Source organism: Rhizobium indigoferae, from assembly GCF_034554815.1.
GTDB classification, from domain to species: Bacteria; Pseudomonadota; Alphaproteobacteria; order Rhizobiales; family Rhizobiaceae; genus Rhizobium; species Rhizobium leguminosarum.
Genome location: NZ_CP140636.1, coordinates 192,955 through 216,843, shown reverse-complemented (window position 1 = coordinate 216,843; position 23,889 = coordinate 192,955). Strand labels below are relative to the sequence as shown.

General features: G+C 61.3%; 15 protein-coding genes and 1 riboswitch. Of the genes, 7 read left to right on the top strand and 8 right to left on the bottom strand.

Annotation, left to right across the window (positions count from 1 at the left end; translation table 11 throughout):
• The 7 genes from U5G49_RS24825 to thiM form a co-directional block, all read right to left on the bottom strand.
• Complete coding sequence (locus U5G49_RS24825; protein WP_193446905.1) at positions 1-978, bottom strand: ABC transporter permease; 978 nt, start codon at positions 976-978, stop codon at positions 1-3.
• Between the two features lie 58 nt (positions 979-1,036).
• Positions 1,037-2,683 (bottom strand): ABC transporter substrate-binding protein, encoded by a 1,647-nt coding sequence (locus U5G49_RS24820; protein WP_018246559.1) that lies wholly within the window; start codon positions 2,681-2,683, stop codon positions 1,037-1,039.
• Between the two features lie 43 nt (positions 2,684-2,726).
• On the bottom strand, positions 2,727-3,749 hold the full coding sequence (locus U5G49_RS24815; protein WP_018246560.1) for a glycoside hydrolase family 3 N-terminal domain-containing protein: 1,023 nt from the start codon (positions 3,747-3,749) through the stop codon (positions 2,727-2,729).
• A 24-nt stretch (positions 3,750-3,773) separates the two neighbouring features.
• Positions 3,774-4,253, bottom strand: coding sequence for a GNAT family N-acetyltransferase (locus U5G49_RS24810; protein WP_026231012.1), 480 nt, complete (start codon positions 4,251-4,253; stop codon positions 3,774-3,776).
• 218 nt (positions 4,254-4,471) lie between these two features.
• Positions 4,472-5,281 carry a bifunctional hydroxymethylpyrimidine kinase/phosphomethylpyrimidine kinase gene (gene thiD / locus U5G49_RS24805; RefSeq protein ID WP_131607139.1) on the bottom strand — a complete coding sequence of 270 codons (810 nt, stop codon included), beginning with the start codon at positions 5,279-5,281 and terminating at the stop codon, positions 4,472-4,474.
• Positions 5,278-5,913 carry a thiamine phosphate synthase gene (gene thiE / locus U5G49_RS24800; RefSeq protein ID WP_113544382.1) on the bottom strand — a complete coding sequence of 212 codons (636 nt, stop codon included), beginning with the start codon at positions 5,911-5,913 and terminating at the stop codon, positions 5,278-5,280. Before thiE ends, thiD begins: the two co-directional genes overlap by 4 nt.
• Positions 5,910-6,713: a hydroxyethylthiazole kinase gene (gene thiM / locus U5G49_RS24795; RefSeq protein ID WP_113544381.1), complete on the bottom strand. Its 804-nt coding sequence runs from the start codon at positions 6,711-6,713 to the stop codon at positions 5,910-5,912. The genes thiE and thiM overlap by 4 nt, the downstream gene beginning before the upstream one ends.
• 50 nt (positions 6,714-6,763) lie before the next feature.
• A riboswitch (TPP riboswitch) is annotated at positions 6,764-6,860 on the bottom strand.
• A gap of 692 nt (positions 6,861-7,552) precedes the next feature.
• Between thiM and U5G49_RS24790 the strand changes: the two genes are divergently transcribed.
• The 7 genes from U5G49_RS24790 to U5G49_RS24760 all read left to right on the top strand — a co-directional run bounded on the left by U5G49_RS24790 (position 7,553) and on the right by U5G49_RS24760 (position 22,334).
• The gene (locus U5G49_RS24790; RefSeq protein ID WP_193446906.1) at positions 7,553-8,191 is read left to right on the top strand and encodes an invasion associated locus B family protein; all 639 of its coding nucleotides are present in this window, start codon (positions 7,553-7,555) and stop codon (positions 8,189-8,191) included.
• A 12-nt stretch (positions 8,192-8,203) separates the two neighbouring features.
• Positions 8,204-9,925: a ShlB/FhaC/HecB family hemolysin secretion/activation protein gene (locus U5G49_RS24785; protein ID WP_193446907.1), complete on the top strand. Its 1,722-nt coding sequence runs from the start codon at positions 8,204-8,206 to the stop codon at positions 9,923-9,925.
• Between the two features lie 11 nt (positions 9,926-9,936).
• Positions 9,937-10,404 (top strand): hypothetical protein, encoded by a 468-nt coding sequence (locus U5G49_RS24780; RefSeq protein ID WP_018448578.1) that lies wholly within the window; start codon positions 9,937-9,939, stop codon positions 10,402-10,404.
• Positions 10,405-10,450: 46 nt separating this feature from the next.
• A complete protein-coding gene (locus tag U5G49_RS24775) occupies positions 10,451-11,005 on the top strand; it encodes a hypothetical protein (RefSeq protein WP_193446908.1) in 555 nt (184 codons plus the stop codon).
• 99 nt (positions 11,006-11,104) lie between these two features.
• Complete coding sequence (locus U5G49_RS24770; RefSeq protein ID WP_246289457.1) at positions 11,105-20,746, top strand: hemagglutinin repeat-containing protein; 9,642 nt, start codon at positions 11,105-11,107, stop codon at positions 20,744-20,746.
• An 8-nt stretch (positions 20,747-20,754) separates the two neighbouring features.
• Complete coding sequence (locus U5G49_RS24765) at positions 20,755-20,985, top strand: DUF2283 domain-containing protein (RefSeq protein WP_193446909.1); 231 nt, start codon at positions 20,755-20,757, stop codon at positions 20,983-20,985.
• A gap of 246 nt (positions 20,986-21,231) precedes the next feature.
• Positions 21,232-22,334, top strand: a protein-coding gene (locus tag U5G49_RS24760; protein ID WP_284200501.1) for an IS3 family transposase whose coding sequence is annotated in 2 segments (ribosomal slippage) — positions 21,232-21,493 and positions 21,493-22,334 — 1,104 coding nt in all. Because the reading frame shifts where the segments join, the coding sequence is not laid out codon by codon here.
• Positions 22,335-22,688: 354 nt separating this feature from the next.
• On the opposite strand, the gene U5G49_RS24755 is transcribed toward U5G49_RS24760, so the two are convergent.
• Entirely contained in the window at positions 22,689-23,714 is a 1,026-nt protein-coding gene (locus U5G49_RS24755; RefSeq protein ID WP_284200639.1) for an IS110 family RNA-guided transposase, read from the bottom strand.
• Positions 23,715-23,889 lie beyond the last annotated feature (175 nt).

Below are 23,889 nucleotides of genomic sequence, written 5' to 3'. Positions count from 1 at the left end.
TCATGCTCCCTTCAGCCGCGGGTCGAGCAGCACATAGCTGACGTCGACGATAAAATTGGCGATCAGCATGGTCGCGGTCATGATGAGGAGCTGGCCCTGGATGACGGGATAGTCGCGGGCGAGGATCGCCTGATAGAGAATATTGCCGAGGCCGGGATAGTTATAGACGACCTCCGTCACCAGCGAACCGCCGAGGATGGTGCCGATGGCGATGGCAAGGCTGGAGACGGTCGGCAGCAGGGCGTTGCGCGCCGCATACCAGAGCATCACATGCCGGTCGGAAAGGCCCTTGGCGCGGGCCATGACGATATAGTCCTCACCGAGCAGGTTGATCATGTTGTTGCGCATGGTGACGGTGAAGCCGCCGATCAGCACGGTGCAGAGCGTCACCATCGGCAGGATGCCATGATAGGCGAGGCTGCCGATATATTGCAGGCTGAGGGCCGGATCGAGTGATGGGTCGGCGGCATAACCGTTCGGAAACCAGCCGAGCGTGAAGCCGAAGATGAAGAGCACGATGAGCGAGGTGACGACGGCCGGCACCGAGGTGGCAAAGATCGCGCCGACGGAGACGATGACATCGAACTTGCTGCCGCGACGCCAGGCGGCGACGATGCCGAGGAAGGTGCCGAGCGCGAAGCTCACGATGGTGGCCGTGCCCATCAGCCCGACGGTCCAGATGAGCGCATGGCCGAGCACCGAGGTGACGGGCAGCGGGAAATACTTGATCGAGCGGCCGAGATCGCCGGTGAAGATGCTGCCGAGATAGGTGAGATATTGTCGCCAGAGCGGACCGTCGACGAAGCCGAAGGTGAGCTTCAACGCCTGCAGGCTTTCCGGCGGCAATTCGGTGCCGGCGCTGGAGAACATGATCTGCACCGGATCGCCCGGCATCAGCCGCGGCAGGAAGAAATTGATCGTCGCTGCCGCGATGAAGGCTGCCATGTAGAAGACGAGGCGGCGAAGCAGGAAAGCCATGGGGACTCCGTCGTGACGGAAGCGGCATTTTCTACGCCGCTTCCGGAGATCGTGATGCTTACTTGACCGGCTCGAGAGCGAGCAGATTCAGCAGGCGTGCCGGATTGGTCCGCGAGATCGACGGATTGACGAAGGGGTTTTCCTTGGTCGACCAGCCGGTGAAGCGCTTGGTGTTGTACTGATACCAGTTCGGATTGTTGAACACCGGAATCATCGGCATGTTTTCGGCGACGATGCGTTGCGCCTTGTTCATCGCGTCCTTCTGCTTGGCAAGATCGGCGGTCTGGGTGAACTCGGTGACGAGTTTCTCGACCTCCGGGTTGAACCAGCGCTGCGCGGTGAAGCGGGTCTTGCCCTTATCCGAAGCGCTGAAGGCGCGCTTGTAGGGGTAATAGGGCGAGGCCGATGCCGGCAGGCTGTTGATCGCCGCATCGAAGGTGCCGTTGATGAGGTTGCCGGTCCAGACGGCTTCCTCCGGCGTTTCGATCTTGGCGTCGATGCCGACCGCCTGCATGCCTTCAACGGCGAGGTTGACGGTATCGATCCAGTCGGTCCAGGCGCTGGGGACGATGATCGAGAAGGAGATCTTGGTACCGTCGGGATTGTCGCGGAAACCGTCGCCGTCCTTGTCCTTGTAGCCCGCCTCGTCGAGCAGGGCCTTGGCGGCGTCGGCATTATAGGTTGCGAACTTGCCGAAGTCGGCCTTGACGGATGGGTCCGCCCAGCTCTTGTAGAGCTCGCCCATCAGGCCGGGGTCTTCGTTCAGCGTCGGATAGCCGTAGCCGGCGACGTCGATCATCGTCTTGCGGTCGAGCGCCATCGAGACGGCGCGGCGGAACTTCAGGTCGTTGAAGGCCTTCTTGTTGTTCTCGTTCGCCGTTTCCAAGTTGAACAGGAAGGCGACCATGCTGCTTGGCGAATACCAGTAGTGGAAATGCGCCGGATCTTTGGACACGTAGACATTGTCGATATCGGGAATGAAGGAGACACCCCAGTCGAGCGTGCCGTCGGCCGTTGCGGTCAGCATCTGGTTGTTGTCGGCAAGCTGCGGGAAGCGCATGCAATCGACCTTCAGATGCTCGTTATCCCAATAGTTCGGGTTGCGGCACTGGTCGTAGGTCTGGCCGGTGAAACGCGGCACTTCCGTCAGCGGGCCGCTGCCAACAGGGGTCTCGTTGGCGAAGGTGACCGGATCGGCGACATCCTTCCAGACATGTTCCGGAACGATCGGCAGCTGCGAGATCTGCTCGGCGGCAAGCGAGCTCGGGTTGGCGAGCGTGAAGCGCACCGTCTGGGCGTCGACCGCCTTGATATCGGTGATGAAGGTCCAGATGCTGACGAAGTCGAGCGCCGGAAACTTCTTCAGGTAATCATAGGTGAACTTGACGTCGGCTGCGGTCAACGGCTTGCCGTCCGACCATTTCAGGTTCGGGCGCAGCTTGAAATCGATGCTCTTCAGGTCGTCGGAGAGTTTGAAGCTTTCGGCCAGGCGATAGACCGGCTTGTTGCTGTCGAAGCGGTTGAAGATGACCAACGGCTCGTAGATGAAGTCGAGCGTGGACTGGCGCGACGAGGTCTGGTTGAACGGATTGAAGTTGCGAACCCAGGTCGTCGCCGGCTCGATATTCGCCGTCAGGATCGTCTGCGCCACGGCAGATCCCGAAAGCAGCGTCAGGGCAGCGGCGGCGAGAAGATATTTTTTCATGTGTTATTCCCCTTTTCTTATGTGGTGAGAGATGACGTGCCGGTCAGGAGACCAGCGCGCTTGCAAACATGTCTTCGACGTCTGCGTGGGCGGCGCGGACATCGACCTTGAGATTGCCGAGGCGGGCCTTGCCGGCGGCGATCCGCTGCAGGGCGGCTTCCGTCAGCGGACGGGCGGCTTTGGCGGCGGCTTCGCTTTCCGGAATGTCGCCATGGCTGTGGAGCGCAATGTCGAAGCCTGCGTCGAGCACCTGCTTGACGCGTTCCGGCAAGGTACCGGAGAGCGACTCCATGAAGATGCAGTCTGATATCAGCACGCCCTCATAGTCCATCTCCTTGCGGATCACGTCGTGCATAACAGGCGAGACGGACGCCGGCAGCTCGGCGTCATAGGCCGAATAGACGACATGGGCGACCATGGCCCAGGGCGTATCCTTCAGCGCCACGAAGGGCTTGAAATCGGTCGCGGTGAGCGTCTCGCGGCTGGCGTCGACCACCGGACGCTCCTTGTGGGAGTCGAGCGTCGCGCGGCCATGGCCGGGAATATGCTTGATGACGGGCATGTTGCCGGTCTCGAGCAGGCCATCGACCACCTCGCGGCCGAGGGCAGCGATGAAATCGGGATCTGGGCCGAAGGAGCGGGCGCCGATGACCGCACTCGTCGTCTCGAAGACGAGGTCGAGAACGGGCGAGCAGCCGCTGGAAAGGCCGAGTTCCGTCATCATCGCGCCCATGGCCTGGGAGGAAAGGCGCAGTGCTTTTTTGCCGAGATCGAAATCGCGGCGCGCAAGTTCGGCAAACTGGCCGAAACTGCGGAAGAGCGGCCAGGGGCCGGCATCGAGATGCTGAACGCGGCCGCCTTCCTGGTCGGTGAAGACAGGCGCGTCGTCGCGGCCGACGGCCTCGCGGAAGCGGTCGATCAGCCGCTTCGTCTGTTCCGGCTCGCGCTGATTGCGCCGGCCGACGAACAGGCCGAGCGGATTGGTTTCGCGAAAGAGGGCGAATTCATCATCCGAAATAGTGGGATTCGGGAGGCCGACGAAAAGGGCGAGCGGGGTCGAGGACAATTCTGTAACTCCGGGATCAGATGGTCATTTCGGCGTGCTTCTCAGCATGCCTTCGTAGATGCCCTTGTCGGGGGCGGGGATGACGATTGCGCCTGCGGTCTTGGCGTAGAAATCGACCGGGCCGGCGTCGCCGATGAAGGCATAGGCGTGACCGAGCGTCTTCATGGCCTGAAGGCAGGCGGAAAAGAGGGCGAGCCCGATGCCCCTGCCACGCGCTTCGGGGTCGACGCCGGTCGGGCCGAAGAAGCCGCGCGCCGTCGTGTCATAGCAGGCAAAGCCCAGCAGCTTGCCGCCGTCGACGGCGATCAGGCAGGCAACGGGCTGACGGGAGAAGGCGACTGTGACTTCGCTTGCCCAGTTCTCGCTGAACTGTTCGCGAACCCAGCTGACGATAAGATGCAGTTCCGGGGGGAGGGCCGGGCGGATGGAGACGCCGACATCGCCGGCCTTCTGTCTCAGGTCGGCGAGCTCAGTGGAATACAAGCTCACAAGCAGGTCTGGCACCTGTCATTCCTCCAGTTATTCCGTTATTGCGGAATGTATCCCCTTTTAGTGTCATAGATTTGGCCATCTGGCAGGGCTTGTCAACAAGGTTTTTCAACGAGAGAAAGGGACGCCCCGCCGCAGTCGCCGCGGTTTCAACGCAAAGTAGGTGCCGAACGAAAAAACGGCCCGGGAGGCCGGGCCGTTTTCAATTGGCGGCATGTTCGCTGAGCGAGTGCTTATATATCGTCTTTCCAGAGCGCATGAAAATGCTGCACCGGACCGTGGCCGGAGCCGACGGTGAGGTGTCCGGCAGCCGCGACCGCGCCGGCAAGGTATTCCTTCGCGATGGCGACCGCCTCCCGCGCCGAGGCGCCCTTGGCGAGCTCGGCCGCCAGGGCGCTGGAGAGCGTGCAGCCGGTGCCGTGGGTGTTCTTGGTCGGCACGCGCCTGGCTTCGAACCAGTGCAGGCCGGCGGCGGTGGCAAGCACGTCAGGGCTCTCGTCGCTGTCGAGATGGCCGCCCTTGACCAGCACTGCGGCGGGGCCAAGCGCGCGCAGGCGTTCGGCCTGCACCGCCATGTCAGCCCGGTTTGTCGCCACCGGCTGGTGCAGCAGCGCGGCGGCTTCGGGCAGGTTCGGGGTCAGCAGCGTGGCAAGCGGCAGCAGCCGATGGGTCAGCACGTCGACCGCTTCAGGCGCGAGCAGGGCGGCTCCACCCTTGGCGATCATGACAGGATCGATGACGATCGGAATGTCGCGGTGGTCAGTCAGCGCACCGGCAACGGCGTCGGCGATGCCGGCATTGGCGATCATGCCGATCTTGACGGCATCGACGCGGACATCGGCAAAGACGGCATTGATCTGGTCGGCGACGAATTGCGGCGGCACCAGATGCACACCGCTGACACCTTGCGTGTTCTGCGCCGTCAACGCGGTCAGCACCGCCATGCCGTAGACGCCGCGGGCGGAAAAGGCCTTGAGATCGGCCTGGATGCCGGCGCCACCGGAGGGATCGGAGCCGGCGATCGAGAGAACGTTGCGGATCATGCACGGGCCTTTCGGATTTCTGCGGCGATGCGGCGCGTGGCAGCTTCAGGGTCTGGCGTGCCGCAGATGGCGGAAACGACGGCAAGCCCTTTCGCGCCCGCGGCGAAGACTTGGGCGACATGATCCGCCTTGAGCCCGCCGATCGCGACCGATGGCACCGGCGAGGCCTTCACCAGCTTGGCAAGACCGTCAAAACCGATCGGCTGCTTGTGGTCGGCCTTGGTCGGTGTCGCAAACACCGGTCCGACGCCGGTATAATCGACCAGACCAGGATCAACGGCGGCGGCGAGCGGCGCGGTCTCGACCGAGAGGCCAAGGATCATGTCGGGGCCGATCATCGTCCGCGCTTTGTGTGCATCCATGTCTTCCTGGCCGATATGCAGACCGTCGGCGCCGATGGCGATTGCCGCCTCGACATCGTCGTTGACGATGAGCAGGGCGCCGGTCCCGTCCAATGCCTGTTTCAAGGCGCGGCCGGTCTCGATCATCCCGATGGTGCCGGCATGTTTGTCACGCAGTTGCACCATCGTCGCGCCGCCGGCAACGGCAAGTCGCGCCGTTTCGACCATGCCGATCCCGGCGCACAGATCGGGGTCGAGGACGAGATAGAGCGAAAGGTCGAAAGCCTTCATGCCGCCGATATCCTCGCCCTGGCGTCAAGCGTTTCGGGGTCGAGCGCAGCTAACGCATCGAGGAAACGCCATGAGAAGGAACCGGGGCCGGCCGCCCCAAGTGCGGCCTCTTCGCCGGCGATGGCGAAGGTTGCAAGTGCCGCAACCGTCGCGCCGAAGGTGTCTTCGGGTGCCGTCGCGGCAAAGGCGCCGACGAGGCAGGTGAGCGAGCAACCGAGCGCGGTGACTTGCGGCATCAGCGCCGATCCGCCTTCGATGCGCACGGCCTTCTCGCCGTCGGTGACGAAATCCACCGCACCGGTGACGGCGACGACCGCCCGCTGACGTTCAGCCAGCCATCGCGCCGAACCTTCCGCCTGTTCGACCGGGTCGCGGCTGTCGACGCCCTGGCCGCGGCTCTCTCCGCCGGCCAGCGCGATGATTTCGGAGGCGTTGCCGCGGATGATGGTCGGACGCAGCGCCAGGAGGTCGGCGACCGCGTTGCGGCGGAAAGCCGTCGCATAATGGGCGACCGGATCGAGCACCCAGGGTTTGCCGGCTGATGTCGCGGCCTTCGCCGCCGCCTGCATGCCGTCGATCCATTGCGTCGACAGCGTGCCGATATTGATTGTCAGCGCACTGGCGATCCCGGCGAATTCGCCGGCTTCCTCAGCGGCATGCACCATGGCGGGCGAGGCGCCTGATGCAAGCAGAACATTTGCGGCGATGTTCATGGCGACGTAATTGGTGATGCACTGAACGAGCGGCGGCTTCTCGCGCATCGCCTTCAGCATCGCTCCTGGTGTGGTCCCGGTCTGCATGTGGCCCCTTTCAGGCGGGGGCGGGCACGGGGCGGTTCGTGCGGGCTAAGCCGCGACCCCGAGCGACTCCCTCCGCCGGCATTATCCGGTTCAGGTTCGAAGGGTGCTTCTCAGCCCGTCTGTCGACGAACGCCCCTGTCTCTCATCGCGCTCTTTTTCGCAGAGAACGAGGCTGATGTCATCCTGAAAATGACAATTCTGCGATCGACGCGGCGCGACGATGGCTATGGATGATTTATGGGTCTGGATTGCCCTTCATGAAGGACGAGAGATCGCCGCCGATTCGTGTCTTGACCAGGTTTTCCCGAATGTCGTCTGCGGGTTCTGTTCCGGGCTGCCCTCGTCGTTGCCGTTTTGCCATGCGGCTGTCCTCTCCTTTTCGAGAAGAATAACAGTAGCAACCGTGGGTGCAATGAATTTCTAAAATACATCTCTGTATTTCTGAGGAGCATCGAGAAAAACACAGATGCCGGAGAGGCTCTTTTCTTCGAAGGAACGAGGCTCATCTTTTCAAGACTTCGCAGCAGTGTGGATGGTGCGGAATTATTCATCCTATCCGTTCATCTGTAGAATTTTCAATGCAAGCGGGCAGGTGGACAGCTTCGCGTAAGTTGCGCGTCGTCTCATGGTCTTCGCCAATCGGTTTTATTCGAGTGTTGAAATCTCTTGGCGAATTCGTTGAGGGCGAGTCTCAGCCAAGGCAAGACTTAATCTCCCAGAACGTGAAGTAAATATCTAACGGAAACTTTACCGTGCTGACACGCTTAGGTTGACTAAATGATGGATTGTAGCGATACGGCTTTACACGCGAATAAAATCTTCCTGAAGTTGTATTTTCAATGAGAACATTTTTGAGAATCGGCATGAAGCGGACTCGTCCGACTATCGCCCCTGTTTTGATATTCATTGCTTGTGCCAACCCGGCTTTTTCGCAATCACCTGTTCCGGCCGATCAAGGACCGGAACAGGTGCAGGCGCCCGCTCAACCGGCGCCGGCCATGAAATCCCAGAAATTCGACGACTGGTATTATCGCTGCACCGGTTCGGCAGGCGCTGAGGCCTGCGAAGTCGCCCAGGTCGCGCAAGTCACTAAAGACGGCAAACCCGTCAATATCCTGACGTTGGCGATCGCAGCTTCGCCGGCCGGTTCCCAGGGCAAGGGCGAAAAGGGCAAGGGCGACAAGGGCAAGCCGCGGCTGATGCTGACCGCCCTTCTGCCGCTCAACGTCTTCCTGCCCTCCGGCCTGTCGATCAAGGCCGATGGTAAGCCGGTCGCCAAACTCGACTATCGCAATTGCAACCAGTCCGGATGCTGGGCGCAGCAGGCGCTGGATACGAAGACGGCCGCGGCGCTGAAGAAAGGCTCGAGTGCTGAAGGGCTGGTGCGGCTGATGAACGGCCAGGACGTCAATATCCGTTTCTCGCTGAAAGGGCTGAAGCCGGCCCTCGACGAACTCCAGCCCACTGCCGTGAAGTAGCCGAATTTCAAAATGACGACAGACATTCGATCTTCCCTGGTTGTCGGCGCCGTCCTCATGATCGGTATCGCTTCCGCCCACGCGCAGTCGCCGGCCGACGATTTTAACCGCCGCCAGGAAGAGCAGACGCAGTCGCAGCGGCTGGATGCGCTTCGCCGTGCCACACCGGGCGGCAGCGCGGATGGGGAAAACGGATCTTTGCCCGCGGGCCCCGGAAATGGCGCCTGTTTCGACATCACGCGCGTCGAGATCGATGGGGCAAACCTGCTATCGGCACAGGAGATCGGCAAGGTGACCGCACCTTACGGCAACCGATGCGTCGGCCTTGCGGAGATCAATGCGGTGCTGCGCGATGTCACGCACCTCTATATCGATCATGGCTATGTGACCTCGCGGGCTTACGTGCCGCAGCAGGATATCGCCAAGACCAGGATCCTCCGCCTGCTCGTCGTCGAAGGCACGCTCTCGGACATCTATCTCAATGGCCAGAAAGTCGCCGGCAGCGGTTCGCTTGCGACAGCCTTTCCGGGCCTGATCGGCCGGGTCGTCAATATCCGCGATATTGAGCAGGGCCTCGACCAGATGAACCGGCTGCAGGCCAACGACGCCAAATCCGCCATGCTGCCCGGTCCCAAGGACGGAACGTCGATCCTCAATATCGAAAACCGCCCGGGCCGACCCTGGCATGCCTCCCTCGGCAACAACAATATGGGGCAGGAAAGCACCGGTTTTTCCCGGAGCTCGGCATCGCTGGGCTTGGATGACCTGCTTGATATCAACGATCAGTGGTCCTTCTCCTACGAGCATAGTGGTCCCGACTATCCGTGGCGCAATGACGGAAAGGGATATGGCAACAGCTATTCCGGCAGCGTCAGCGTCCCCTACGGTTACTCCACTGTCTCGCTGAACGGCTCCTGGTACCAATATGAAAGTGCGGTCGAAGGAAATTTCTCATCGCTCGAAACCTCGGGCAATTCCGGGCAGGCAGGTCTCGGCATTGATCGCGTCGTCTTGCGCGACAAGGATTCGATTACGACTGTCCGCAGCAGCCTGACCTATAAACAGACGAACAACTTCCTGCTCGGCAACCTCATCGAGGTCGGCAGCCGCCGCTATACGGTCGGCGAGATCGGTATTTCCCATTCCCGCCGCATGTTCGGCGGCATCTGGGTGTTCGATGCCAGCTACGACAAGGGGCTCGGCCTCTTCGATGCCGTGGAACCAGGCGATCCCGGCGCCGGCAACGCCGATCCGCGATTTTCAAAGTTCAACGCTACGATCAGCGTGACGCAGCCGTTCACGCTGGCCGGTAGGCAGCTCGAGCTAACCTCGCTGCTCAGCGGTCAATATTCCCCCGACAATCTCCTTGGCGCGGAGCAGATCTCGCTTGGCAGCTACAGCAATGTCCGCGGCACGCGCGAAAGCGTGCTGTTCGGCAATAACGGCATGTTCAGCCACAACGAGATCGTCTGGAGAACGAAATCCAACGAAAGCGGCGATGCAGTCGCGAAGGTCCTCGGCGAGCTGCGCCCTTACCTCGGCCTGGACTACGGCCATGTCTATTCGCAAAAACGCTTCGACATGACGGGGGGCGATCTCGCCAGCTGGACGGCCGGTATCCGCGCTGTCGGCGGCAATATCAGCGCTGACCTCGGCTATTCCGACATCGTTGCAAGCAGCCTCGACCAGGTCGACGGCGGGCTCTTTTATTTCAGCGCATCCACTCATTGGTAACGGAAGCAAAAATGACCACCGGCAATATTTCGAAGAACAAACTCACTCAGACCTTTTCAACATCGACAGCGCTGATCCTTGCCCTTTCCATCTCGCTTGCCGGCTGCGCCGGCCGGGAGGCCCGGCCGGTCGCTTCGACCAACCCGACCGACAGCGCCTTCGATTGCGCCGGCATCGCGCGTGAATTCGAGGCGAACGAACGGCAGATCACGTCGACAGTGAAGGAGCGGACGGACGCGCAAGGCAAGAATATCGTCCTCGGCGCGACCGGCGTCCTGCTGTTTCTGCCTGCGCTGTTTTTCATGGATCCGAAATCCCCCGAAAAGGTCGAGATCGATGCGTTGCGCAACAGGAACAATGTCCTGACCAGCATTGCCAAATCGAAAGGGTGCCCCGCGCCCAAGTCCCAGTTGACCGAGCTCTACAAGCATCTCGACGCCAAGGCCAAGCCTGCATCGTCGTCGGACAACAGGAACTGAATTTCGCTGACACTCGAACCCTATGCCTGAATCCCGGAGTTTCTCTATGCGTATCGTGCGTTTTCTAACCCTTCTCCTTCTGGCGGCGACACTTGCGTCCTGCGTCACCACCGACCCTCGGCTTGTCGCCGCGCTCAAGCAGACCTCGGTCTCGCAGATCCGGGTCGAGACGGCTCCGGATGTCACGATGGGCGGGTTCTTCGATCGCACGAAGCCGGACCCGCAGCTGCCGGCAGTCGTTCGCACATTGCAGAGCACCATGGCGCGCGAGATGACCGGCTTGCCCGGCGGACCCGTCAAAGGTCGTCTGGTTGTGACCCTGCATACGGTCAACGTGTCGAGCAAGCCAGGACGCGTCATTGCCGGGACCGATAGCTACATCCAGGGAACGGTGCGGCTCGAAGATGTCAAGACAGGCCAGTTGATCGCCGAAGCCCAAAGCATTCGCGGCGACGATAAAGGCGTAAAGGGAGGTGGCGAAATCGGCATCGTCATTGCGATGGCCATTAACGCTGCGCAGTCCCAGGGAGAGGACGCGCTCGCCCAAAGGCTCTCCAATTCTTTCACCCGCAATGTGAAGACCTGGCTCAGCCAGAAATAAATCCTGCGATGAGGCCCAGCGCCGCCGCAGTGACGGCGGCGCCGAGCCACGATTGATATCGAGACACAAAACCAGTTGTGCGTTTGGGAAGACAAAACGATGCGTGAGAAAACCGGCCTTGGTTCTGAAGCAAGGGGTCTTGGCTGCCGGCTCGGCAGATTTGGCAATCGCTCGCTTGCCATCGTGCTCAGCACGCTCTTGGTCTTTCAGCCGATGCTTGCCAATGCGCAGTCGGTCTCTGCGAGCACCACGGCGGCCGCCGCCAACCAGCCGGGCGTCGGCGCCGCCCCGAACGGCGTGCCGCTGATCGACATCGTCACCCCGAATGCAGCCGGCCTGTCGCATAACAAATACGACAATTTCAACGTCGGCACGCCGGGCCTCATCCTCAACAACTACAAGGGCGAGATCGGCAATTCCAATCTCGGCGGCGTCACGCCGGGCAATCCTAATCTGAATAATTCTGCTCCGGCATCGGTCATCCTCAACGAGGTGACCAGCGGCAATCGCTCGGCTTTGAACGGCCCGACCGAGGTGTTCGGCGGCCGCGCCGATGTCGTCATCGCCAATCCGAACGGCATCACCTGCGACGGCTGCGGCTTCATCAACACGCCGCATGCGACGCTGACCACAGGCGCGCCGCAGATTGGGGCCGATGGCAAGCTCAACGGCTTTATCGTCAATGGCGGGGATGTCACCATTGGACCGAACGGCGGCAACTTCGCTGCCGGGCCCGGCGCGGTCGATCTCTTCGACATCGTCTCGCGCGCGGTCCACGTCAACGGCCCGGTCTATGGCAAGGACCTGCGCGTGACGGCGGGTGCCGCCAATTTCGACTACGCGACGGGCAATTCCCAGGCGCTCGCTCCGATCTCCGGCACACCGGAATATGCGATCGACGGCACAGCACTTGGCGCCATGCAGGCCGACCGCATCAAGATCGTCGTCACCGAAAAGGGCGCCGGCGTGCGCATGAGCGGCAATCTTGCGGCCAACACCAACGAACTGTCGCTGTCGGCCGACGGCAAGATCTCGCTCGGCAACGTCTCCGGCCAGCAGGGCGTTTCGATCTCCTCGAAGGCGAAGGTGACGGCCGCCAAAGTAGCCTCGAAAGCAAAGCTCGCCGTTCAGGCGGATCAGGGAATTACCCTCGATACGGTAGCCGCCGACGGCGACATCCTGCTTTCGAGCGGCAGCGGCCTGTTGAGTGTCGGCGGAGAGGCAAACAGTGCCGCCAACCTCGATATGTTGTCGGCGGCCGGGATCGCGGCCGGCAGCGTCGTGGCCGGCAATGCGCTTACCTTGTCCAGCACGTCGGGCGACATCCAGGTCGGTGGCGCCGCAAAGGGCGGCGGTGCGCTGACAATCACCGCGACATCAGGCTCGATCGCCGCAGCCTCGCTTGTCAGCGGCAATGACATCACACTTGCCGCCGGCGCCGATATCGGCATCTCCGGCGATATGCTGGCGCAGGGCAACGTCACGGCTTCAGGCCGTTCGATCTCGGCCGATACGGTCGTCTCGGGCCTCGACATCGCTGCGACGAATGCGGCGGCAAATGGCAGCACGGTTCTATCGGGCGCCGGCGACATCCAGCTTGCCGCCGGCAGCGGCGCCGTCGACGTCGACGCGCTCCTGTCGGCCGGCGATACGTCGGTCACATCAGCGGCGCTGACGGCCCAGAGCGTCATCGCGCATGGCGCCATCGCGATCAACGCGGCCACTGACATCAGCGGTCAGATCCTCAGTGCCGGCAACATCGACCTCACCGGCTCGGCCATCGCTGCTGACGCCATCATCGCCGGCATCGATTTTGCGGGAACGGAAGCGGCCGGCGGCAATATCGTGTTGACGCAGAGCGGCGATCTCTCCCTTGCCGCGAGTGGCGACATCGATACCGGCACCCTGCTTGCGGCAGGCAATCTCTCGGCTTCCGCCGCCAACCTCAGTGCCGCCGCCATCACCAGCCATGGCGCGATCGCGCTTTCCGGCAACACTGATATCACCGGCCAACTCCTCGGCGCCGGCGATGTATCGATCAGCGGCGGCTCGATTGCGGCGGACACGATTGTCGCCGGTATGGACTTTGCCGCCACCGCCGCCTCGCCGGGCGGCGCCATCGCCGTCGGCACGGCCGGCGACCTGACGCTCGATGCCGGCAGCAGCGGGAGCGTCGATATCGACACGCTGCTTGCCGCAGGCGCGCTCCTCATCGATGCCGGTCGTTTCCAGGCCGACAATGTCAGCGGCCACGGAGCCGTTACCATCACCGCCGATACATCGGTCACCGGCCAGCTCCTTGGCGCCGGCGACGTCTCGGTCACGGGTTCGGCCATTCAGGCCGGCGCCATCGTCTCTGGTGTCGATTTTGCCGCCACCGCACAGTCGGCCAATGGCGACATCGCGCTGGGGCAGACCGGCGCTCTCACGCTCAAGGCGACGGCCACCGATATCAGCGCCGGCAACCTGCTTGCCGCCGGAAACGTCGACGCCAGCGCAGCGGGTGATGTCAGCGCCAATGTCGTCGCCCATCAGGACATGACGATCGTTGCCGGCGGCACGATCGATCTTACCGGCCAGTCGCTTGCCGCCGGCAACGCCAGCCTCTCGGCGCGGGATATCACCGTCGATACTCTCGTTTCCGGCCTGGACTTCGCGGCCACCGCTGCATCCGCCGGCACGCTGAAGCTCCAGCAGACCGGCAGCATGAGCCTTGCGGCCACAAGCGGTTCGATCACGGCCGGCAACGCCCTACTGAGCAGCGGCGCTCTTTCGGCCAGCGCAAGCCAGAATATTGCCTATAACAAGCTCCAGAGCCTCAGCAACGCTGCGCTCACGGCGTCGGGCGGCCAGATCAGCTACGGCAATCCCACCCGCACCGCCGGCAACCTGACGCTCAACACGACCAATATCGATCTCTCCAATGGCCGGGCGAGCAACATTGCTGCCGGCGGTACGCTGACGCTCAATGCCGCAAGCGCCAACCTTGCCAACAGCAGCCTCACTCTCGGCGGCCTGGCTCTCGATCTCTCCGGCACGGCCGATCTCAGTGGCGCCCGGGTCAATGCCATTACCACTGCCGGTGGTTCGGGCGATATCGCCATCAAAGCGGCCGGTCTTACGACGACGGCCGGCACCGCGCTGCTCGCCGCCAACGACCTGACGCTGACGCTGCCGTCGCTGATCAATGCCGGGCAATTGGCCGCCGGCAACGATCTCACCTTCAATGTTTCCGGCAACCTCACCAACAACGCCACGGGCCTCGCCTATGCCGGCAAAGACGCCAGCCTCTTCGTCGGCGGCGTGCTCACCAACAATCAGGGCGCCATCCTCGCCAACCATGACCTGCAGATCGCCGGGGTGGCGGCCGGGCTGAGAAACACTGAAGTCACCAATATTTCCGGGCTGATTCAAGCCGGCAACGACATGTCGATCCTGACCAGCAACCTGGCCAACAGGCGGGTTGCCACGCCGCAATGGACGACCGGGACGCTGGTGTCTTCAGGCGTCGTCAGCGGTTTCACGCTGAATCCCGTTGCCGCCGGCCTGCCGTTCGGTTACCTCGAGACCGCAGATCAGAACATGTACCAGCTCTATGCGGGCGTGGATCCGGGGCTGTGGCAGGATTATCAGCCGCTGCTCTGGTCGAAGGCGACGCTTGCCGACGGCACGACGTACCGCGCCTGGACCTGGATCTCAGCCGACGGACCGGAGAAGGTCGGGCCGATCATCGACTGGATCAGGGACCGGGTGCCGAGGGACGCGAACGGCAATCCGGTTGTCGATCCCAACAATCCGTCGCGCTATTTCATCGTCGACGAGGTGAATTTCAGCGGCTCGGACGAAAGCACCACCTACACATGGGATTGGTCGTCCCATCTCAGCCAGTCAGTCTATGAGGACCGCTTGGTTGGCACGCTCAGCCCGGAAGCGACGATCCGGGCGAGCCGCAACCTTTCGATCGACGCCGCGAATCTCACCAATGCCTACAGCTCGATCGAGGCCGGCGGCAACGCGACGCTGAAGGGCTCAACGCTGACCAATACCGGCGTGAGCCTGTTTCGCACGACGACGACGACCTGCCAGGCGCAGGGCGCCTGCACGGCCTATGATGCCAACGGCAACGCCAATCCCTCGAAGAACATCGCCAACGGCACGACGATCGTCAGCTCTGTCCAGGCGATCGGCGGCGTCTCGGCCAACATCAAGGCCGGCGGTGCGCTCTCCGTCAATTTCGGCAGCGTCAACAACACGTCCGCAGCCGGCTCGATGGCAGGCGGCGCCAGCCTGGCGGCATCAAGCAATCCCGGCGATCCGCTTTCAGCGCTCACCGGCCTGACCGCCGGCGGTGCGTTGTTCAATGTCAACTCGGCGCTCGGCGGCGTCACCGCCAATGGCGGCAGCCTGCTTACCGGGCTCGGCAATATCGCCGACCGCATCCGCGTCGACGGCAAAGCCCTTGAGGCCGCCGCCAAACCGCAATCGGGTGGCGTCGACGGGAACATACCCCACCAGATATTCCTGTTCGAAACCCGCGGCGACTTCCTCGATGTCGGCAAGTTCTACGGCTCCGGCTATTTCATGCGCGAGATCGGCTACGTGCCGGAGACGACGGTTCCGTTCCTGGGCGATGCCTATTTCGAGAACCAGTTGATCGACACGCAGTTGCGGCAGCTCGTCGGCGAGGGATTGGGACGTAGCACCTTCCTCGCCGGCAGTGACGCCATCGAGCAGATGAAGACGCTGCTCGAGAAGGGCGCCGACTATGCCAAGGACCACCACCTGACCATCGGCCAGGGCCTCACGCCTGAGCAGGCGGCAGCCCTCACCGAGTCGATTGTCCTCTACCAGTGGCAGACCGTCGACGGCGTTCAGGTGCTCGCGCCCGTTGTCTACGTCGCCGCCGCCGACCGGCAGAAGCTGACCGGCGCCGGCGCCGCCATGGCGGGCGGCTCGGTCAATATGAATGTCGGCAATCTCGACAATTCCGGCCTGATCGCATCCAATGGCAGTCTTACCGTCTCCGGCAGCTCCATCCAGGGCAGCGGCACGTTCCTGTCGCGCGGCGACACGGCGCTCAATGCCACCAACGGCATCACGCTTGCCGCCCAGACGATGACGATCGGCGGCCAGAACGTCGTCAATACCAATGCAGGCGTGACGGCGGGCGGCACTCTGCAGCTTGCCGGCGGCAGCGGCGATCTGGCGCTGAAGGGCGTCAAGGTCAATGCCACAGGCGATGCCACGCTCTCCGGCAAAAACGTGACGCTGGATGCCGCTAAGGTCGACAATGCAGGCCAGCAAAATGCCACCGGCAGCCAGGTGGCCAGCGGCAAGGCCCTGACGATCAAGGCCACCGACAACGTCAACGTCATCGGCAGCTCCGCCAAGGCGGGAACGACGCTCGATGTGATCGCCGACAAGGGTTCGGTAGCCGTGGTGTCGACCGATGTCGCCCGCAACAACCAATCCGGCTACACCAGGACGCTCTCCACGGACCAGCAGCAATCGCAGCTTTCCGCCGGCACGGATGCGACGATCAAATCAGGCGACGACATCCTGCTTTCCGGCTCCTCCGTCAAGGCCGAAGGCAACGTCGCGCTGAATGCCGGCGACGATATCAACATCACCGCCGCACAGGAGCATTCCGCATCCACCTTCGGCAAGAAGTCCTCCTCGTCGATCACCCATGTCGACTCGGAGATATCCGCCGGCGGCGACCTCTCTGTGACGGCGGGCAACGGCATCGGCGATCACGACCTCAACATCGTCGGCAGCAAGCTTGCCGCCGACGGCAAGGTCGCTCTCGATGCCGACGGCGACGTGACGATCGCCGAAGCCACCGACACCGCGACCCTTGACACCAAGCTCAGCATTAAGGGCGGTTTCCTCGGCAAGAGCGAGAAGACGACCACCCATCGGGAAACGACGACGGCCGTCGGTTCCGCCATATCAGGCGGTGGAGGCGTCGATATCACCTCGGGCAAGGACACGGTCATCTCAACCTCGAAGATCGAGGCCGGCAACGAGACCGCCGCCGCGGACCTGAACATCACCACCGGCGGCGACCTCGTCATCGCCTCCGGCAAGGACACCAGCGCCAAGGATGACAAGGGCTCGCGCAGCGGCTTCCTCTCCAAGAGCTCGTCCAGCTACAAGAGCTACGACGAGACGACGGTCGGCTCGCAACTGAGCGCCACCGGTGATATCAATCTCGACGCAGGCAAGGCAGCAGTCATTGCCGGTTCAAAGATCGATGCCGACGGCTCGATCGAGGTCGCGGCCGACAGTATTTCGATCATCGGGGCGCAGGAGGCGCACGAGCTCGAGGAGCAGCGCAAGAAATCCGGCATCGGCGTCGGTTCCGGCGGTGGCTTCCTGGCAATCTACGGCAGCCACGAGAAAAACGGTGCGCAGTCCTCTACGCTCAATGTCGGCTCAGCGCTTTCCGCGGGCGAGGATGTCACCCTCACCGCGCGCAAGACCGATCTCAACATCATGGGCTCGTCGGTCGAGGCTGAGAACGACATCAACCTGTCGGCGGCACGCGACGTCAACGTGACGCCGGGCGCCGAGAGCTTCTCGGAATCGAAAGAGGACAAGCGATCCGGCTTCGGCCTGTCCTTCTCGGCCGGCAATGGCGGTTTCTCGGTCGGCATCGGCGCGCAAAAGACCAAGGACGGAAGCGCAGCGCAGTCGGACACCAATGCCACGTCCATGCTCTCGGCCGGTCGCGACCTCAACATCTCCGCCGGCAACAATGTCAACCTGCAGGCCGCGCAGGCGTCGGCCGAGCGCGACGTCAGTCTCTTCGCCGCTAAGGACATCAATCTTCTCGCGGCCAACGACCTCACCAATTACCAGGAGGTGCATGAGAAGACATTCGCCGGCGTGACTCTCTCCGTCTCGAGCCAGTTGGGAAGTGCAGCCCAGAGCATCATGAACGGAGCTCAGCGCCTGTCGGATCCAGGTGGCGTCAACGGGCTGACCAACAGTGCGATCGCGGGCCTCAGCTTCTATGAGGGTATCAAGGGCCTGAAGGGCGTCTCTGACAATCTCACCGACGGCAAGGGGCTTTCCTTCAACATCGGTTTGAATGCGGGTATCAGCCATCAGGAGAGCGCATCCTCATCGACGACATCCACGCCCGTCGTTACGGATATCCGTGCTGGTCGCTCGATCATCATGGACGCGCAGAACGGATCCATTACGAGCGATGGCGCGCAGATAGTGGCCGGCTACGACAAGTTCGGCCTGCCGACCGTCTCCGACGACCCGCTGTCCGGCGATATCGTTCTGTCGGCGAAGAATGGCAACATCAATCTCAATGCTGCCACCGGCACGTCTGAAGCGACTGACACGAACAGCTCATGGAGCGCCGGCGTCGGCGTTAATTTCGGCTGTAGTACAGCGAAGAAAAACTGCGAGACCAGTGTCGGCGTCAGCGGTTCCTATGGCAAGGGCGGCTCCAGCACGACCGGCACCAGCCACACCAACACCCATGTCAATGGGACCGGCGATGTCACGATCGTCACCAACGATCTCGCCTTGAAAGGTGCGACGATCGCAGGCACGTCCATTGCGGCCGACGTGAGAAACCTGACGGTCGAGAGCATGGTGGATCCCTCCAAGGCAAAGGCCGACCAGCTCAGCATCTCAGGCCAGATTGGCTTCGGCTCCTCCGGCATCTCCGGCGTCACGCAGAAAGCCAAGGGCGATGCCGTCGTCGTCGCCGAGCAGTCCGGCATCCATGCGGGCATTGGGGGTCTCAACCTCAACGTCGAAAAGCAGACGACGCTGGTCGGAGGTCTGATCACCAGCGAGGCGCCTTCCGACCGCAATTCGATCGACACCGGCACGCTGACGGTAACCGATATCGACACCCATTCGTCCTGGAAGGCGGACACCTACGGCGGCTCGATCGGCACCAGCGGCCTCTCGCTTGCGCCGCCGGTCAACGCTGGGGAGAAGGAAACCGGCAAGGCCTATTCGGCCATCGGGCCGAACATCGGCATTGCCATCACCGACCCGGAACACCAAACGCAGGATCTCAGCACGATCCGCCGGGACACGGAAAACACCAACACTTCGCTGCCCGGCTTGCCGGACCTGCAGAACATCCTGCGCGACCAGTACAGGACCCAGGCGGATCTTCAAGCCGCTCAGAAGACTATGGCGGGACTCGTAGCGACCATCGCCAATGAGTTTGCTGATCAGGCTGACACTCCGGAAGAACTTGCTATTTGGGGTGAGAGTGGACCCGGACGAGCATTGCTACATGCCATTGGCGCTGGCATCCTTGGTGGGGTCAATGATTGGGAAGGCGCCCTGAGAGGTGCGCTTGGTGGAGCAACGTCGACATTGCTTGCTTCAGCGATCGACAAGCTTGTCAGCGGCATGCTCAAGGGCACAAAATACGAAGGAACGCTGGAAGGCCAGCAGCTTGCTACGCTGATTGGCCAAAGCCTCGCCGCGGCGGCTGGAGCTGTCGGTGGTGGGGAAGGCGCTGCTTACGGCGCTGCCAACTACCAGTTCAACTTCATGAACGATAAGCAGTACTTCAGGCTCAGGAGCATGGAGATGGCCTGCAAGGCCGGCGTTGGCGGTGCTTGTGACATTGCACAGGAGCTGCAGACACTCGACCAGATCACCACTGGACTATTGGTGAGCGCCTGTACGGCGGATATCGGTTCTGACGAGTGTATCGCAGCAAGAGTAGAGCTTGGCGCAGCCATCCACTCGATCGGTGAGCAAGGGCTGGGTTTATCGGATACAGAACGAAGGCTGCTGGAGGGCTATTATGCCGAGCTGCAGTCCCTTCAGAGAGATCCCACGGGCACAAAACAGATTCTCGACGCGATCGCCGGGATCGTTCTCAGCTCTCCACGCGCAACCGCAGCCCTAGCCGAACTTAACGCCGGCGGCGGACGTTTGTCCAATACCGGGTCGGGTGCCGGTTGCTCGTTTGACGGCTCGACGTTGGTTAAGACAGCTGGTGGCTTTACGGCTATCAGCGAAATCCGCCCGGACGAGACATTAGTGTGGTCGCGTGACGAGCAAGGGCGTGAAGGCTACAAGCTGGTGCTTGCAAAGATTCGTGAGGAGCATGCTCAAACTGCCTATTTGACTCTAAAATCCGAAGCGACCGGTCGACAGCAGACAATCATAACCACGACGAACCATCCGTTCTTCGCTGTCCTATCCGGAGGGCGAGCGGTCCCCGTAGCGCTGCCTGAAGGTCAGTTTTATAGGGGGCCAATAAAAGATGGCGCCTGGATCGCTGCGGGTGACCTTCGGTCGGGTGAGAAGCTGCTTGACGCCGATGGAAGCTGGAGTTCAGTTGTCGACATCCGCGTCGAAGACAAGCCGCTCAATGCGTATAATTTGACGATCGCCGATTTCCACACCTATTTTGTCAAGCAGGCCGGTAATGACGCTCAGGAAACAGTCTGGGTACACAATAGTTGTCTGCCTAGCGTGGAAAAGGCAGTAAATTCCAATATCGATCACGCAGCCAATCGGGCGGTCGAAAGAGGCGTTTTCGAAAGTGCTGCAGAGGCACGCGCTGCCTACAAGCAGCTCTCCGCGGATATCTCCAAAAACGGTTGGCCAAGCGGGACAATTAAGGATCCCAGCTATACCGATCGCTACTTGGTTCCCATTGGAAATAACGGATACGCGTCTTATCAGCTTGCGAAGAACGGCACCGCCAAGTTAAAAACAACATTGATTAGAAGGTGAGGAAATAAATGAGAGACAATTATGTTCACCTGGATGGCGATGAACAGGACGTTTTCTACGTTTATCTACCTAATCACCCCGGTAAAGAGATTCCCGGCGTGGTCCGCAGTTCTATGAGGCTGAGAGATTTGTTTGCCGAGCTCGATCGAGCGGATTTACTTCAGCTGTTCGGAGAGACTGACGTTGTCCTTGATTGCGGAGAAGATGGCAGGCTGATCGGCATAGAAATTGTCACGTAGCACTGCGGTTGTGGGCGGCAAGTTCGATGAATGAAGCTCCTTTTTCTGGCATCCGTAAAGGATGACAAAATGAAGAATTTGGAAAAAGACGATCTGTTCGAAGTCTGGCTCATACTGACCTGCCACGGAAGTTTCATCCGGCTGCGATTAGAGCCTCGGCGGCTTTGATCTGAACCCTTCAAACTGGACCAGTTTTGGTTAGAGTTTTCCGGTGCATTTTCCTGGCTTGGAAAGGAACGGAAGACGATGAAGGCATCGCAGTTTTCAGACGCACAAAAGGCGTTCATTTTGAAACAGGGTGATGAAGGTGTGTCTGTCGCGGAGATCTGCCGCAAGGCGGGGATCAGCCAGGCGAGCTACTTCAATTGGAAGAAAAAATACGCCGGCATGTTGCCGCCGGAGATGAAGAAGCTGAAGCAACTCGAGGATGAGAATGCGCGGTTGAAGAAGATCGTCGCGGATCTGACGCTGGACCGGGAGATGCTGCAGGACGTCATTCGGCGAAAGCTCTAAGGCCTGCTCGCAAGCGGGAGGTGGTGAAGGGCATGTGCCGCGATTGGGCGATCTCGATCCGGCGTGCCTGTGAGGCGCTGAACTTTGATCGTTCGACCTACCACTACACCTCTCGCCGTGCCGATCAGGCCGGTCTGGAACGTCGTATTCGAGAGATCTGCGAGACGCGTGTCCGTTACGGCTATCGTCGTGTGCATGTGCTGTTGGAACGCGAGGGTTGGGGCGCCAACATCAAGCGAACCTATCGCATTTACAAGGACTTGGGTCTTCAACTGCGCAACAAGACGCCGAAGCGGAGAGTCAAAGCCAAGCTGCGGGAGGATCGGCAAATGGCAGTCGGTCCGAACGATGTCTGGGCTATGGACTTTGTTCACGACCAACTCGCGACTGGGAAGAAGCTGCGCGTCTTGACGGTGGTCGATACCTTCTCGCGTTACGTACCGGTGGTTGATCCACGTCACAGCTATCGCGGTGAAGATGTCGTGCAAACCCTGGAACGAGTATGCCGGAAAGTTGGCTATCCGAAGACGATCAGGGTGGATCAGGGGACTGAGTTCGTGTCTCGCGATCTTGACCTTTGGGCCTATGCCAAAGGCGTCACCTTGGACTTCTCACGCCCCGGCAAACCGACCGACAATGCGTTCATTGAAGCGTTCAATGGCCGCTTCCGCGCCGAATGTCTGAACCAGCACTGGTTCCTGACCCTTGCGGATGCCCGCGAAAAGATGGAGGATTGGCGTAGAGAGTATAATGAGTTTCGGCCACATGGTGCGATCGGCAATAAGGTGCCGATCTCGCTGATGAAATCAGGAGGCGCAACCAGCCCGCCTCCCTGAATGAAGCCGGAAACTCAAGCCTCAGCTGGTCCAGAAACCTGGGGCGGTTCAATAACAGGCCGGACTCTAATCCATTCTGGAGGAAATTCTCAGTGGCATGTATGGACGGCCTCCGCGTGGCAAGGGCTTTTTGGCATTTCTGACGATTGGTCGGGTGCAGGCATGTATACGGCCTTTGATCGCGGCCTGTTCATGCCGCTGGCCCTGATGTAGTCCGCTGATCAGATCCCAGACAGGTCAACGCGCTTTCAAGCGGCACCCACTGATCGGGTTTGTCCGATCCCGGCTCGACCGTTCGCCATCACACCATTAGCACCTCACCAATTTCTGCATCCTCTGTGAGCTCTCAAAGTTTCAAAGGGAGGCGGTAGCCTCAAAGCGCCTGCCCGTCGTCATCAACGCCCAGACGATACGCGCCATCTTGTTCGCCAAGGCAACAGCGACGACATTGTACGGCTTCTTCACCAGAAGCCCGGCGGCCCAACGCGTCGGCGCCACTTTGGCCTTGCGGCTGAAACGAAGCACCGCATGCGCCCCGACAACGAGAAGCCGGCGGAGATAGGGATCGCCTTGTTTGCTGATCCTTCCGAGGCGGTCCTTGCCACCCGATGAGTTCTGCCGCGGCACTAGGCCTATCCATGCCGCCAATTGTCGGCCGGATTTGAAGAGCGACGCGTCGGTCACCGTCGCGGCAATTGCGCTGGCAGTGATCGGGCCAATTCCAGGGATCGTCTCAAGGCGCCGGCTCAGCTCGTTCGAGCGATGCCACGCATGAATCTGGCGATCCATCGCGTTGACCTTCTCGTGCACCTCCTGCAGCTGCTCGATCAGCGGAAGAAGTGCGGACCGCGCAAGCGGCGGGATGAGATCGTGATCATCGTCTTCGATCAACGCGATCAGCGTTCCGACCCCGGCAACCCCCTGTCGCGTTACGATGCCGAACTCCGCCAAGTGGCCGCGCAAGGCGTTCACCAGCATTGTCCGTTGCCGGATCAAAAGCTCGCGGACCCGATGTAGCATCAGCACACTCTGTTGCTCCTCGCTCTTCACTGGAACGAAGCGCATCGTCGGCCGCGTCACCGCCTCGCAAATCGCCTCGGCATCCATCGCGTCATTCTTCTGCCGCTTCACGTATGGCTTGACGTAAGACGCCGGCATCAGCCGAACCTCGTGACCCAGCGCCATAAGAACCCGAGCCCAGTGGTGTCCAGTCGCGCATGCCTCGATTCCGATCAGGCATGGCGGCAATGCCTTGAAGAATTCAACGACATCGTCGCGGCGCAGCTTGCGGCGGCTCACCGTCGCGCCGGCACCATTGATCCCGTGAACCTGAAATACATGCTTGGCGATATCCAGGCCAATTGTGGTAATCTTCTCCATGGACGGCTCTCCCTTATGTGACTTTCGACAGCCACACTTTGGCACATTGCGATGCCGGGAGCGGAGGCCGTCCACCACATCAGGTCAAAAACTCTTCTCATAAGATACTACCTCGAGCGCGAGCCAACTGAGTTTGATGTCGAGAGTGTGGAGATATTATCTACAAAAATGTCTG

Excerpts from the sequence above, each read along its gene's own strand:
- U5G49_RS24755 (WP_284200639.1), bottom strand. The coding sequence starts at position 23,714 with ATGGAGAAGATTACCACAATTGGCCTGGATATCGCCAAGCATGTATTT.
- U5G49_RS24790 (WP_193446906.1), top strand. The coding sequence starts at position 7,553 with ATGAGAACATTTTTGAGAATCGGCATGAAGCGGACTCGTCCGACTATC.
- thiM (WP_113544381.1), bottom strand. The coding sequence starts at position 6,713 with ATGCAGACCGGGACCACACCAGGAGCGATGCTGAAGGCGATGCGCGAG.
- U5G49_RS24770 (WP_246289457.1), top strand. The coding sequence starts at position 11,105 with ATGCGTGAGAAAACCGGCCTTGGTTCTGAAGCAAGGGGTCTTGGCTGC.
- thiD (WP_131607139.1), bottom strand. The coding sequence starts at position 5,281 with ATGATCCGCAACGTTCTCTCGATCGCCGGCTCCGATCCCTCCGGTGGC.
- U5G49_RS24820 (WP_018246559.1), bottom strand. The coding sequence starts at position 2,683 with ATGAAAAAATATCTTCTCGCCGCCGCTGCCCTGACGCTGCTTTCGGGA.
- U5G49_RS24780 (WP_018448578.1), top strand. The coding sequence starts at position 9,937 with ATGACCACCGGCAATATTTCGAAGAACAAACTCACTCAGACCTTTTCA.
- U5G49_RS24765 (WP_193446909.1), top strand. The coding sequence starts at position 20,755 with ATGAGAGACAATTATGTTCACCTGGATGGCGATGAACAGGACGTTTTC.
- thiE (WP_113544382.1), bottom strand. The coding sequence starts at position 5,913 with ATGAAGGCTTTCGACCTTTCGCTCTATCTCGTCCTCGACCCCGATCTG.
- U5G49_RS24825 (WP_193446905.1), bottom strand. The coding sequence starts at position 978 with ATGGCTTTCCTGCTTCGCCGCCTCGTCTTCTACATGGCAGCCTTCATC.
- U5G49_RS24785 (WP_193446907.1), top strand. The coding sequence starts at position 8,204 with ATGACGACAGACATTCGATCTTCCCTGGTTGTCGGCGCCGTCCTCATG.
- U5G49_RS24775 (WP_193446908.1), top strand. The coding sequence starts at position 10,451 with ATGCGTATCGTGCGTTTTCTAACCCTTCTCCTTCTGGCGGCGACACTT.